A 14,133-nucleotide genomic window follows, 5' to 3' on the forward strand; every position below is an offset into this window, starting at 1 on the left:
GCTGGTAACGACTAGGCCAATCAGGTGAATTGGTGAAACAAAGTTACAATAGTTTCTACGCTTTGTTGGGCGGGATGCCGTTCCATGATTTTCTGACTGAGCCGTTTCCCCATTTGCTGCCGCAAATCCGGGTTTTGTAATAACTGAAGCGTTTGGGAACTCATTGCATCCAGGTCCAGATAAGGCACAACGAAACCGCCATCGGCTTCGACCAACTCAGGGGCACCACCGGCGCCATCAAAACAAACAACAGGAACGCCACTTAAGCCCGCTTCAAAGACAACCAGCGGATAAGGGTCTTCGCGAGAACACAACACAAACACATCGAAGCGGCTCATGTACCGTAACACATCGGGTGTTGGTGCAATTAAATGAACACGTTCGCTGAGCCCTGCTTTGCGAATATCCAGCGAAAGATCGTCATGTAAGGAGCTTGGTGGTATGCCTACCCACACGAAGTGAATAGGTTGACCTGGTGCCCGTCCTATAACCTGACGAGCTAACGTAATAAAAAGATCATTGCCTTTACGCCACTCGGCATTGCCGCAGCCACCCACAATTAACGCGTTTTCCGGCAGCCCTAGCTGCCTGTATATGTCGGGCTGGCTTTTAGCGTGTTGCACGTTACGTTCCAGGGAGGGCGTATCGATTAGCGTGAACAACGTAACACGTTTAAGATCGACGCCGTGTTGCTGTTCGTAATAACGGGCCGTTGCTTTCGATACGGCCAGAATATGGTTGCTACGTTGAAGCAGGTGAGCGAGCTGATCGGGGCGCGTATACAGACGGACCGACATATCCAGCTCGTGAACAAACGTAATAACCGGCGTTTTTTCTGGAACGCCCAACAGGCTGAACCAGCGGCTGCTCATGACCGTGTTCACAAACACCAGATCGAATGAGTCGAGTGCTAACTGAGCCCGGACAACTTTTTGTTGTTGCAGAAGCTGTCGTTGGTAAAAACGCTCCCATTGGCCTAGTTTGCCCAGCACCATATCGGCCAGCGCATTGACCACGTGCTTGCCGGAAGCTGGCCAGAGCGTAACGGGTGCTACGGAACGATATTCATCCAGGAGCGGGCCGCCTTCACCCAATAGCAAATGCACTTGAAAGCCTTCAGCCTTTATATGACGCATCAGGTTCAGTAGAACCAATTGCGCTCCGGCTCGGTTGGCATCGTGGCCGATAAAAAGTATCTTTTTCAGATGGTGTTACCAATTTTTGGCTTGTGATACGTAGCAGAAGCCAATACCACAAGCCAGAGAGTTAATACGTTTCGTGGCTGGGGGTAGGTAGTTTTTTGGCCGGGTTGCCGATGTAAACACCCCATTCATCGGTATTTTTATAAATGGCCGAAGCCATCCCGACGAGCGTTCCCTGGGCAATATGCAGAAAATCACGGATGGTACTGTTAACACCAAAGAAGCAATATGGCTCAATGACGCAGTGGCCCGACATCACCACGTGCGATGTAAAGAAGACGTGATCTTTAATTTGTCCGTGATGACCGATGTGGTTGCCGCTCCAGAGCACTACGTTGTTGCCAATAGTGGTGAATGGCTGTATGGTATTATCTTCCAGAATGAAGCAATTTTCGCCAATGCTGTTGCCAAATAACGTGGCCTTTGAACTGACATATGAAATGAATTCATATCCTTTCGCTTTGGCTTCCAGATAAATCCGTTCGCGGTTGCGGTTCATACCTCGACCCGTCATGGGCGCGAAAAACTTGTATTCCTGTGGCGAAAAGACTGTTTCTACGTCTTCGAAGGCTACCAGTGGCAACCCTTTAAACTCGGTTCCCGTCAAGTATTCGCGGCTTACCGTAAAGGCTGCTACGTCATGTTCTGAATCGTGGGTGAGATAGAAATGGGCCAGTTCGGCGGTGTCCATCACACCAAAAATGATAACTTTTGCCATGAGTGAAAGGGCGAATGAGTGGGGAATGATCGTCAATACGTGTCCACTCGTACGCAAGTTATAGTCGTCCTTAAACTAATTCGTACTCTTCTAACAATTTTCGAACGTCCGGTACGTCGTTGAACATCAATACGTCTAAAATGGACAGCCAGGGAATAAATTCATTTTTGAACTGCGGATACATTACGCGCTTCGATTGGATGAAGCTTAAGTTAATACCAGCCTCCACAAACGTTGATTTGTTGTATAATTCGATACCGCCAATCGGATTAATGTAATGCGATGCTTTTTCCTGTTGGCAAATAGCCAAAATACGCTCCTGTGCCTTTAAATGGGTATTGTTGTAAATCGAAGAGGAGGCTATCAACTGGGTTGTTAAACCTAGATATTGATTAAGCTCAACCAGACTGGCGTGAATCAGTTCGGCAATTGAGTCGGTGGTAAAGTTGATGATTTTTTCCGTGAGCGGCATTACCGTTCCGTAATATGGCGCTTTCCGGTAACCCTGATCGATTGTCTTCAGCAGCTTGCTGCGCCATTTGGGATCATCGGCCAGATGAACTTCATTGATCAGCTTATTTTGACTGGCGTCTTTCAGCGGAATCGTAAACAGATGCTCCTGCCCGTTGATTAGTAATCGGTTACGGTTAATCCATCCCCGATTAATGAAGGCAACGTCGTCGTACAGAATGAACTTGTCCACCGCACTCATGAGCTGCATATAGCCAATATACGGGAGGAAATAAGGCTGCATGATGGCTATAGTCATGAGGTTTTCGGATTTATTGTTGCCAGTTAATGAATTTTAGGTACTACTTATTTCAGTTTTCGCAGGTAATAGTCTTCGCCCGGTACGATCACAGCGTTGCGCATGGTGGTGTCAGTACCCAGACGAATGTCGCCCGGCTGCGGTTTGATGACGCTTTTTGCGAAAAATAAATAGTCTGCATTCGCCGGAATGGGTTGAACGCCCTGTTCAAACGGGTTAATCGTTATTAAGCGACGAGATAGATGCGGGCCGTAAAGCGGGTACTCATAGTCATCATTAATCGTGCCCAACGCAACCGTAGCGTTTTCAGGAACTAGTTCTTCGAATCGCTTATAAGGAACATAAATATCCGGTCGACCTAGCGTCATTTGCTGAATTCGATTCGAATGGAACGCCGAAGGAAATGATTTTCCATCAGGAGCCGTCCAGGCAAATGGCAACGCACGGGTATTCAGGAAGACACAGAGTAAGGCAGAAAGGCAGCCTAAGACGGTTACGACGCCAACGTAGCTTTTCCAGATGCTACGTCCGGGGACCTCAACCGTTGTCCGTGGATGTAGAAAGACAAGCGCCAGAAACGTAATGCCGAATAAGCCGGTTTCAATAAAATAGCGCCCTTTGAATGGATCGTAAGGGGCAGAATAGGACAGAGCTGCGAAATGGAGTAATAGAGCCAACCCCAGAAAGATGTGGGGAGTTGAACGGATGTATCCTACCAGCACCAGAAGCAGCAACGGAAGTGCTAGTCCAAAACCCAATATGCCCCAGTATGGATTGGCATTGTAGAAGACAAATTTGCGGTCGAACGCAAACGGCTGAATGGAAAAATCGGTTTCTTCGTCGAGCCGTAAGTGTAGTTTATCTTCCAGGACGACCAGCGGCTGACGCATGGCGTGATTGATGTCCGCTCCAACTTTGACATTTCTAATACCGTCCAGGTTAATATGATCGTAGCCATAGCGAACAACATTCCGGCTACCCTGCTCCAGCAAATTACTAAAAGAACCGGCTCGTTCTACTGACTGATGTTTCAGGGCGGTAGGCGGACCAATCGGGTGGCCGAACACTTCGATATTTTTAAGATAGCCAGTGGGCAACGTCCAAAGGCCAACTCCCACCATAATAGCCAATGCCAGGCGCCAGGTTCTGTTGAACGTAATGGCCAACGACGGCGACAAAAACACGGTGTAAACCATAACGACAAACACCGAAGGTAACAACAGAGCGAAGGTGATCTTATGGCCAAATGCGATACCGAAAGCCATGCCTGCCAGCCACAGATAACGCGAATCGTTAGTCTGGTGGTAGGTAAACAGCATGTACAGCAATACGCTTAAGTAAGCTGTCAAGACAATATCGGTTTCCGTTGTAATAGCCTGCATCAGAAAATCAGGCAATAGCGCATAGGCAAGTGCCGCAAAGAAGCTGGCTGATAAAGCCGTATGTTCCGGTCGACCTGATCCGATTCGTTGCACAATGCCAAAAACGGCGATTATAGCCACCCAATAGCTGAGATGATGAATGAATTTAAACCCATTCTCAATGTGTCCTGTCATTAGAAACCCGTATATCTGCAACGTACAGACACTTTTTGGGTACGTATCGATGTTCCAGTTGGTTCCGCCGAAATGGCGCATAGAACCCCGCTGGATGTACTGCATCACGCGATTCAGGTGGCCTGTCATGCTATCCCATTCGTTCGGAACGGTGAAAAGAACGATCAATACGTTCGTAATCGCGATGATAGCAATCGTAATAAAAAGGCTTGAGAACAAAAATTTGGGAAATGGCGATAGACTACGGAACCATCGTCCGAACGTCTTTCGTCGTTGCCGTATGAGCAGTGAAACCGAAAAACGCTGTTGTTCAGGAACGAGCCGTCGAATGAGCTGACCCAGGATGGTAGCCGTAATAAATACGGAGCCCGCCCAAACGGGGGCGTTGGCTGTCTGGTAGAGCGCCGACAAAATGAAACCCGTCAGGATTACACTGCCGGCACCCAGCAGAAACGTAGTCAATAGCCATTCAACCAGCGACTTCCGGCAAATACGAGCCGAGAGCCGTCCCAGATAAATGACAAATAAGAGTAGTGAAAGAAGATAAAAAATAGTCATGACTGCTAATGAAAGATTGACGAAATAGGCCAGTCAGTTCATTATACGGGCTCACTTTCTATGGCTATGGCTTCGTTTACAATAGCCGCAATACGTTCTACGTCTGATTTTGGTAAATCGGGGTAGAGGGGGAGACACAGCACGCGGAGAGCAATATCTTCAGAAATTGGGCAGGACTGAGCATCCTTCACAAAGTGTAATGTATTGAGTGAAGGATAGAAGTAACGACGTGGTAAAATCTCCTGCGCTTTCAACGCATCCATGACACGTAGCAGGGCTGCTTCCGAATCGAAGACGATAGGATAGTAGGCGTAGTTATAATCAACACCCGGCGTTAACGATGGGCGGGTGATTTTATCGAAGTTCAGATACGTAGCGTACCACTCAAAAACCTGTTTACGAGCCGCAATGAGGTCGCCAACCTTAGGCAACAGGCACAAACCCATAGCCGCGTGGAATTCCGAGTTCTTAGCGTTGATACCGATGCTGTAATAATCGTCGTTACGGTGACCAAACGAGCGATAGAAATGAAGTTTTTCGGCCAGAGCGTCGTCGTTCGTAACTATGCACCCACCTTCTACGGTATGAAAAACCTTGGTAGCGTGAAAACTGCATGTACTGACATCGCCGTAGCTTAAAATCGATTGGCCATTATAGGATGCCCCAAATGTATGGGCTGCATCGTAAATAACTTTCAGATTATGCTTGTCGGCAATAGCCTGTATTTTTTCGATCTGGCAGGCATTCCCATACACGTGCGTAGCCATGATGGCTTGCGTATTTTCGGTAATCAGAGCCTCAATTTTGTCCGGATCGACGTTAAAGTCGTCGGGATTGATGTCGGCAAAAACGGGCGTGCAGCCTTCCCAAAGCAGCGCATTTGTGGTTGCTACGTAGGAAAAAGGAGTCGTAATGACTTCCTTGGTAATGTCCAGCGCTTTGAGCGCCATTTGCAGCACAATGGTACCGTTGGTGCAGAATTTCAGGTGTTTTACGCCCAGAAACTCTTTCATCTGACTTTCCAGCTCCCGTAGAAGAGGGCCGTCGTTGGTTAAATGCACGCGCTCCCAGATACCTTTCAGGTAATTGGTATATTCCTCCAGGTCTGGTAAATATGATTTTGTTACGTTAATCATTGTCTAGAAAAGTGTTGGACGAAGTAATTCGATAGGCCGAAATACCGACACGACACGTTGTGTGCTTGCTAACTCATTCCAGAGAGGCTGGTTCCAGCATGCCCATTTCGAATGGAAACTGCGGGCGAACGTAGCCCGGCCATTTACCGTACCAGGCAATCCCTTCCCGATAATCCTCTACGTCAAAGGTAATGCCTTCTTCCATAACGTATAGAGGAGTAACGGTATCTTTAACGATCATAATGGAAATCGTGTAGGAACCATCGTTCAGGAAAAAGCCAGGAATGGTACATTCACCAGCAATAAGCCCTTTGCCGTATGGTTGAGAGCGTGTGCCTACATTGAATATGCATTCGCCTGTCATTGAATTGAGGTGCATCGACAGATTCAGGTTGGCCCGATCCATCATGTTCCAGAATTCGAACCGGAATTTCATCGGTGTGCGAACGTCGATATGCGTCAGGTCATCCTGATAGTCCGGGATCAATTCAATACGTTTAACCCGAACGAGGTCGTTTCCGGGCGCTTCTTCGGGCGTATCCCATTGGCGTAGTAGCCGGGTTTTTGAGACTTTACTCAGATACGAAGCGATAACCTGATTCGTTTCGCCCTGCTCGATCAACTGACCTTTCTCGAAATACAGCGTTTTGTTGCATAAGGCCTGAACCGCTGTTAAGTTATGGCTAACAAAAAGAATGGTACGGCCGTTGGCTGCGTTATCGCGCATTTTTCCCAGACTTTTCTTCTGGAATTCGGCGTCGCCCACGGCCAGCACTTCGTCGACGATCAAGATTTCGGGGTTGAGGTGCGCCGAAATGGCAAAACCCAACCGAACATACATTCCTGATGAATATCGTTTTACCGGCGTATCAAGGAATTTTTCGACACCGGCGAAAGCAACAATTGCGTCGAATTGTTCGCGAATTTCGCCACGGCTCATCCCTAATAAAGAGCCGTTCAAGAATATATTTTCACGGCCCGTCAGTTCAGGGTGAAAGCCTGTTCCAACCTCCAGCAATGAGGCTACACGGCCACGAATCCGAACCGAACCCGAAGTAGGCTCAATGATCTTGCTGAGAATTTTCAGCAGCGTTGACTTACCCGCCCCATTGTGACCAACAATACCGACCCGATCGCCCTGCTCAATAGAAAAACTCACATCGCGAAGGGCCCAGAACTCTTCGCGCGTAGGCGTATTGCCGTCTTTCTTGCCACCAAAAAATTGCCTCCAATTTTCCGCGAGCACGTCACGCAGCGTGTTGCTACCCTTGCCTTTCTGGTGGTCAATAATGTATTGCTTACTTATATTTTCGACAGTAATAACGGACATAGCTATGCTGCGGTATCGCTCGTTAATGATAGTGGATGACACTCACTGATCGCTTATCAGAAGGCTGCTATACAGCACAACCAAAACAACCTAAATGTCGTCAACAAATGTGTTTTCGCGTTTACGAAAGAAGTAAATTGACAAAAATAAACATACGCCAACGATAACAACGGATAAGAGCAGGCTTTGCAGATTAAAGTACGCTTTTTCTCCCAGAAGAGCCCAGCGAAACCCGTCGATAATACCTACCATTGGATTAGCCCAGTAAAAAGGCGTCCACCATTCATCCCCTTTATCGGCTACAAGGCGGCTACTGTAGGCGATTGGACAGGCGTAGAAGCCTACCTGTACTATAAAGGGAATCAACTGACCAATATCCCGGAACTTAACATTGACTACGGCAAAAAATAACCCAAAGGCGAATGACCCTAACAGGGCTAATATAATAAACGCAGGTAATAAAAGCAGATGCCAGTCGGGTACAAACTGATACCAGATTGCCAGAATAATGAATAAACCCAGCGATACTAAAAAGTCGAGAAAGCTCACGGCTATTGAGCTGATGGGCATAATTAGCCGTGGGAAATACACTTTAGTAACCAGGTTCGAGTTCAACGTAACACTAGTACTTATTTGCGTAAACGACGTGGAAAAGAACGTCCATACCGTAATACCACCAAGCACCATTAGCGGGTAGGGAATACCCGGATCTGGTGGTAGTTTGGCAATCTTGCTAAACACAAACACCATGATCAGCATGGTTGTGAGTGGTCGAATCAGTCCCCAGGCGGCTCCGAGAGCGGTTTGTTTATACCGTACCGATACGTCGCGCATCGATAAAATATAAAGTAGCTCACGGTTGCGCCATAAGTCGCGCCAATAATGCCGCTCAGAGCGACCTGGTTCAATAAGTACTTCGTGTGTTTTCATTGTTGATACGTAGTGGCTGATCGAGCTGAATAAAAGCCTAATGCTCTAATGGATAAAAGCCACCTGCTTACCCTTCCCGCATAACAGACCGGTAGGTTTCTCGCAAAAATATAACGATTAAAGCCAGAATCAATCCCAATGCAATGCCTGCCTGCATGCCCACGGGGGTAATGATCTCTTTGTACAAAGGCAGAATTACGGGTTCGATAATAGTAAACAAAGGAGCTTCCCGAATCAGCGACAGGCGCATATTGTCGGCGCTTTGCAGCGCCTGGAAATAGATGGTGCTGAGGAACGACGAATTACGGGTTAGTTTAGTCTGATTGATTTGCCCCTGTGCGACCACAACCTGCTGGTTCTGGTCCATATACTGAGCAAGTCGGCTTTCCGTACCAGACAACAGTCGGGCAATAGAGTCAGCTCTGCTCTTGAGCATATCATACATTTCACTCGTTTTCTTGGTCTGCTTCTGCCGATAATCCTGCTCAATGGTTGTTAAGTGATTTTCGATAAACGTAGCCGCCAGCATTTCATCCTGCATCCCGCAACGTAGCTCCATGAACGATGATTTACGCTCGGGCTGGCTAACCGTCATTTCGCCTTTGATCCGCGTATAAATCTGCGACATGGCAATCTGTTCCAGCTTCGTATATTCTTCCGGCGTTTTGCTCTTGGAGAACGAAAAGGATTGTAATGTATCGCTATCTTCCCAGTCTTCGTTAAGGATGCCGCTATGACGAATATAGTAGTCGACCAGCAGTGTGTCACGCCCATGAATTTTTACGGTTTTCATGAGTGTTTTTTCAACCACGGGGCGCGACTTGGCGTAAATCAGAAAGTTTTCACCGGCAAAAATATTCGCATCGGACGCGCCCTGGCCCAAACCAAACGCACTGGCTAGAGAACCCAGCTCACCAAAGCTGTTTCCTGTGCTACCCCCTCCGAGGTTGAAGGTCATTGTTGCGGTGTATACAGGCTCTTTTTTATGGGTAATGTCATAAATAAAACCTATTATACCGCCAATGGCCACGAAAATGAGCAATAGCTTCCAGTTCCGTTTTGCTACGTCTTTTAGTTTGGCTATACGTAGCACGACCGATTTTGGCGAAATCTGATCAGGGGGTAACACTCGGGGAGTCGTATTATTTGGGTCTGATGGTGTCAGGTTCGTCGAGTTCATGTCCTGAATAAATTTAGTTTCCGACTCTGCTTAGGGCGATAACCAGACCGATCACCGAAAGTAGTGAAGAGATCGTACCGGCGGTTGAGCTAAGAATCTGCTGTGGCGTTAAAGGAGTTGAAGTCTTCTTAGGTACGATCACTTCAGATCCAGGTTCGATCCGTGGATACACATTGAAGAACATAAACTTCCGTGTCCGGTCTACAGAACCATTGGCATACACGACAAACGATTTTCTCCGCTGTGATTTAGAGGTAAAACCACCCGACTGAGAAATATAGTCCTGGAATGTCTGGCCCGTGCGGAATTTCACGGTTGTTGGTAACAGAACCTCTCCCTGAATACGTACTGTTTCCAGTAATTTTGGAATACGCAGAATATCGCCTTCCTGAACGAGAATATCCTCCGTAGAGCCGGGTCTCGCAATAATTTTCTTGAGGTTAATGCCAATTGATTCAGGTTTGTCGGCGCTTAATGTTTCGGCTTCAACAACGGCTTTTCCGGTAGATGTCGCTTCCGCCAGGTCATCAACTGACTTCTGGCGTCGTTCCAATTCGTCCGGACTTAGTTTGACGCGCCGAATCAATGTAGCGCCTTCTACGTAAGCCTGGGGGGTTAAGCCACCGGCCAGACCAATCAGGTCAGAAACCTTCTGGTCTTTGCTACGTATTGGGTAAGCACCTGGCACAATAACTTCGCCCTCTACATTGGCGTAGGTTTGCACCAGATAGTTGGGCGATTTGCGCACAATAACCTGATCGAAAGGCTCCAGCACGAATTTGTTCTGATCATTGCCGATTGATAGATCGCGATTCACATTGAAGCGGAATGTTTCGGCTATTTGGGCCGATGCCGACCGGGGGTCAACATCGCGTTTCCGACGAACCACTTCAACCAGCGATGCAGCTGCCGACTCTTTCATGCCGCCCGCTTTCAATAAAGCATCTTCCAGCGTCATATTGGCCAAATACGGAATACCTTCTACCGGTTTATTCACTTCGCCCTGAACCGAAATAGCGGCTTGTTCTACCAGGTCAAAACGAGACGTAATAATAATCTGATCTTCACGCTGAAGTGGTACGTCGGGATCAGTACCGGCCAGAATATTACCCAGATTGACGGTAATATTTTCCATGGCCAAGTCTTCCCGGGTACGAACAATATTAACTCGTCCCTGGAAGGCGTCACCCATCAGCCCTTCAGCCGACTTGACAAGTTGGGTCAGTGTTTTATTTTGATCCAGTGAATACTGACCAGGGCGGTAAACAGCTCCCTCAATGGTTACCTGGTTTTCGAAACGATCCAGCAATTGCTCTACTGTTGCTACGTCGCCATCCTGCATGACAAACGTTTTAAATTCAGGAGCCGTAACATCCATTACTTTTATTTCCCGATCCGTTAAGCGAGTAACTTTTACGCGGCCTTTATAGGCGTTAGCGGCAAAATCACCGGCGTAAAACAGCAGACGGTCAAACGTTTCGCCAGGCAACATCTCGAAAATGTTGTTACGTTTTACGGTTCCAATGATTTCGACACGACTGATATAGGTCGTAAACCGGATGTTGTCGTTGTCCTGTAGGCGGAAATCGTTACGTTGGGTGCCATTCAGGAGATAATCATACAAGTCCAGTGTGGCAGCTACTTTGTTGTTACGTATCAACTGAACCTTCCGGTACGAACCCAGTTCGTTGGGGCCACCAGCCAGATAAATAGCATTCAGAACGGTCGATAGAGACGACATCGTATAGGTGCCAGGGCGTATGGCATCACCGGTTACCGTAACTCGAATGCTACGTATATTGCCGAGCGATACCTCCAAAAATGTATTGACCGGGCCGTACGAGGAATTGCGGAGGCCGACAAATTTTGTGGCTAACCGTTGAACAATCCGGGCTTTGGCCTGTTCAACGGTCAAGCCCAGAAGTGACACCGGGCCTATACCGGTTTGATTGGCAAAGTAAATGGAGCCTTCCGGCGAAACGGTCTGACTGAAATCAGCCTCTGAGTAGCCAAACAGTCGAATATTTAGCTGATCACCTGGCCCGATAATGTAATTTCGGGGCGTAGCAATATTGTTATTGGGCTGAGAAATTCCCTTATTGTTTGGATCATTGAAGATTGCGTAGCCAAATATTTTTCTCAGCTTCTCTTCTTTTTCGGCCAGTCGGGCTTTTTCGTAGCCATCTTCAATAACGGCTGTGCCTGATTTTGGCGTGCCCGTTGTGTCAATTTCCGATAACTCTCCATTAACCGTTCTGCCGTTAGGATTGGCATTTATGGTGGATTGAGAGTTGGTTCGTCCGGGGACCGTAGAGCCAGACTGCGTTGCCTGTATTTGCTGACGAACGTTGGCGGGTAAGTTATTGACATTAACACCAGCGGGTAATGCCGCGCCTTTAGCGGCTCCTGATGTAGAGGTACCTGCCGGTGTAGCGGCAGGAGCAACCTGAGCCTGAGTTGTAAATGAGCTCAGACCTAAACAAATTACCGCCAGGCTGGCACCCATCTGGTGTGTGAAATGGCGCGAAATTCCTTTAAAATATTTTAACACGAAGTGGTGATTATTTCGGTTTTTTTGCATATTTTTAAGAAGTCGAATACTACTGGCTGACGATGTATGTGGGCTTTTAGGAAACGATATAATCGATTGCGTAGTACGTTTCTTAGTTTAGCCAGCAAAGTAAATGAACTTTTGCCGGATTATGAAGATTTCTTACTATGCGGAAATTTTTCCTGACGAACTTCGTATAGGTATAATTTTTCTAATGTCTTAGTTAGGGCCTCGGTTAAAAAAACCGATTGTCCGGATTTAAATTACTGATCAACCGTCTATGGCAGAACAGGCAAATCAGCCCGTACAGTACAACGAAGATAGTATTCGCTCCCTTGACTGGCGCGAACATATCCGCTTAAGACCGGGTATGTATATTGGCAAACTCGGTGACGGATCGGCCGCCGATGATGGTATCTACGTTCTTATTAAGGAAACCATCGATAACTGTATCGACGAGCACGTAATGGGTTTTGGGAAAAATATTGATGTACGTGTTACGGATCATCGGGTTGAAGTTCGCGACTATGGCCGTGGTATTCCACTCGGGAAAGTGGTCGAAGTCGTATCCAAAATTAATACCGGTGGAAAATATGACTCCGGTGCTTTCCAGAAATCGGTCGGTCTGAATGGCGTTGGTACTAAAGCCGTTAACGCGTTGTCGACCTATTTTCGCGTGCAGGCGTTCCGGGAAGGCCGTACCGTCTGGGCGGAATTCGAACGGGGAGAACTCAAAAACCAGGGCGAAGAAACAACCAATGAACGGAATGGTACGTTGATTTGCTTTGAGCCCGACGATAGTGTTTTTAAGCATTTTCATTTCATTCCGCAGTTTCTGGAAAATATGATCTGGAATTACTGCTACCTGAATGCTGGCTTAACCATTACGTTCAACCGCCAGAAATACGTATCGCAAAATGGTCTGCTCGATTTGCTTCGGGACAAGACCAAAAAAGATGAAGAGTCGTTACGATATCCAATCATTCATCTCAAAGGACACGATCTGGAAGTAGCCATGACGCACGGCAACCAGTATGGTGAAGAATATTATTCCTTCGTCAATGGGCAGTATACTACGCAGGGCGGTACTCATCTTCAGGCTTTGCGCGAAGCCGTTGTAGAAACGATCCGTAAACATTTCGATAAGAACTATGAAGTAGCCGACGTACGGGCGTCCATCATAGCCGCAATCAGCATTCGCGTTCAGGAGCCGGTTTTTGAATCGCAGACCAAAACAAAGCTTGGTTCTCTTAACATGTCGCCGGAGCCGAATGCGCAGTCGGTGAACTCGTTCGTTAAAGATTTCGTCAAAGAACGGCTGGACGATTTTCTGCACATGAATCCGGCCGTGCGCGATGCGCTAAAGAAACGTATCGAGCAATCGGAACGTGAGCGGAAAGAACTCGCCGGTATTAAAAAACTGGCCAACGATCGTGCCAAAAAAGCGAGCCTTCATAACAAAAAACTTCGCGACTGCCGAAATCATTTGCCCGATCCGAAAGCTGAGGATCGCTACCAGACTACGCTTTTTATTACGGAAGGGGATTCGGCCAGCGGATCAATTACGAAGTCACGTAACGTTCAGACTCAGGCCGTGTTTAGTTTGCGGGGAAAGCCACTAAACTGCTTTGGACTAACCAAGAAGGTAGTTTACGAAAATGAAGAGTTTAACCTGCTTCAGCACGCCCTCGATATTGAAGATGGTCTGGATGGACTACGCTATAACCGGATCGTTATTGCGACGGATGCCGATGTCGACGGTATGCACATTCGTCTGCTGATGCTGACGTTTTTTCTGCAATTTTTCCCCGATCTGGTCCGTAACGGCCATCTGTATATTCTGGAAACTCCGCTCTTCCGGGTGCGAAATCCAAAAAACCATAAAGAAACCACGTATTGCTACTCTGATGAAGAAAAGCTGGGAGCTATCGACCGTCTGACTAAAGGCGGTAAAAAGGTGGAAATAACCCGATTTAAAGGGTTGGGTGAGATTTCTCCGGAAGAATTCGGCTTGTTCATCGGCGAAAATATGCGCCTGGAACCCGTGATTATGGAGAAAGAAACATCCGTTTCTAAGCTGCTTGGCTACTACATGGGTAAAAACACACCAGATCGTCAGCGCTTTATTATCGATAATCTGCGCATTGAAAAAGATATTGACGAGGCTGCGTTAGTGTAAATTTTAGGTTTTCGGTCTTTGAGT

General features: G+C 47.4%; 10 protein-coding genes. 1 reads left to right on the plus strand and 9 read right to left on the minus strand.

What is annotated here, in order from left to right; all coding sequences use genetic code 11:
• Nucleotides 1–20: 20 nt before the first annotated feature.
• The 9 genes from GK108_RS07145 to GK108_RS07185 all read right to left on the minus strand — a co-directional run bounded on the left by GK108_RS07145 (nucleotide 21) and on the right by GK108_RS07185 (nucleotide 11,960).
• Complete coding sequence (locus tag GK108_RS07145) at nucleotides 21–1,154, minus strand: glycosyltransferase family 4 protein (RefSeq protein ID WP_246224738.1); 1,134 nt, start codon at nucleotides 1,152–1,154, stop codon at nucleotides 21–23.
• Between the two features lie 112 nt (nucleotides 1,155–1,266).
• Nucleotides 1,267–1,920, minus strand: coding sequence for an acetyltransferase (locus tag GK108_RS07150; RefSeq protein WP_163944971.1), 654 nt, complete (start codon nucleotides 1,918–1,920; stop codon nucleotides 1,267–1,269).
• 70 nt (nucleotides 1,921–1,990) lie between these two features.
• A complete protein-coding gene (locus GK108_RS07155; protein WP_163944974.1) occupies nucleotides 1,991–2,689 on the minus strand; it encodes a WbqC family protein in 699 nt (232 codons plus the stop codon).
• A gap of 47 nt (nucleotides 2,690–2,736) precedes the next feature.
• Nucleotides 2,737–4,803 (minus strand): ArnT family glycosyltransferase, encoded by a 2,067-nt coding sequence (locus tag GK108_RS07160; RefSeq protein ID WP_163944977.1) that lies wholly within the window; start codon nucleotides 4,801–4,803, stop codon nucleotides 2,737–2,739.
• Nucleotides 4,804–4,844: 41 nt separating this feature from the next.
• A complete protein-coding gene (locus GK108_RS07165) occupies nucleotides 4,845–5,939 on the minus strand; it encodes a DegT/DnrJ/EryC1/StrS family aminotransferase (protein WP_163944980.1) in 1,095 nt (364 codons plus the stop codon).
• A gap of 73 nt (nucleotides 5,940–6,012) precedes the next feature.
• Complete coding sequence (locus tag GK108_RS07170) at nucleotides 6,013–7,269, minus strand: ABC transporter ATP-binding protein (protein WP_163944982.1); 1,257 nt, start codon at nucleotides 7,267–7,269, stop codon at nucleotides 6,013–6,015.
• Between the two features lie 90 nt (nucleotides 7,270–7,359).
• Complete coding sequence (locus GK108_RS07175) at nucleotides 7,360–8,199, minus strand: ABC transporter permease (RefSeq protein WP_163944984.1); 840 nt, start codon at nucleotides 8,197–8,199, stop codon at nucleotides 7,360–7,362.
• A gap of 67 nt (nucleotides 8,200–8,266) precedes the next feature.
• On the minus strand, nucleotides 8,267–9,379 hold the full coding sequence (locus GK108_RS07180; RefSeq protein WP_163944986.1) for a hypothetical protein: 1,113 nt from the start codon (nucleotides 9,377–9,379) through the stop codon (nucleotides 8,267–8,269).
• A gap of 13 nt (nucleotides 9,380–9,392) precedes the next feature.
• Complete coding sequence (locus GK108_RS07185; RefSeq protein WP_163944988.1) at nucleotides 9,393–11,960, minus strand: polysaccharide biosynthesis/export family protein; 2,568 nt, start codon at nucleotides 11,958–11,960, stop codon at nucleotides 9,393–9,395.
• 250 nt (nucleotides 11,961–12,210) lie between these two features.
• On the opposite strand from GK108_RS07185, the gene GK108_RS07190 reads away from it, so the two are divergent.
• A complete protein-coding gene (locus GK108_RS07190; protein ID WP_163944990.1) occupies nucleotides 12,211–14,109 on the plus strand; it encodes a DNA topoisomerase IV subunit B in 1,899 nt (632 codons plus the stop codon).
• Nucleotides 14,110–14,133 lie beyond the last annotated feature (24 nt).

This window comes from Spirosoma terrae (genome assembly GCF_010435915.1).
Taxonomy (GTDB): domain Bacteria; phylum Bacteroidota; class Bacteroidia; order Cytophagales; family Spirosomataceae; genus Spirosoma; species Spirosoma terrae.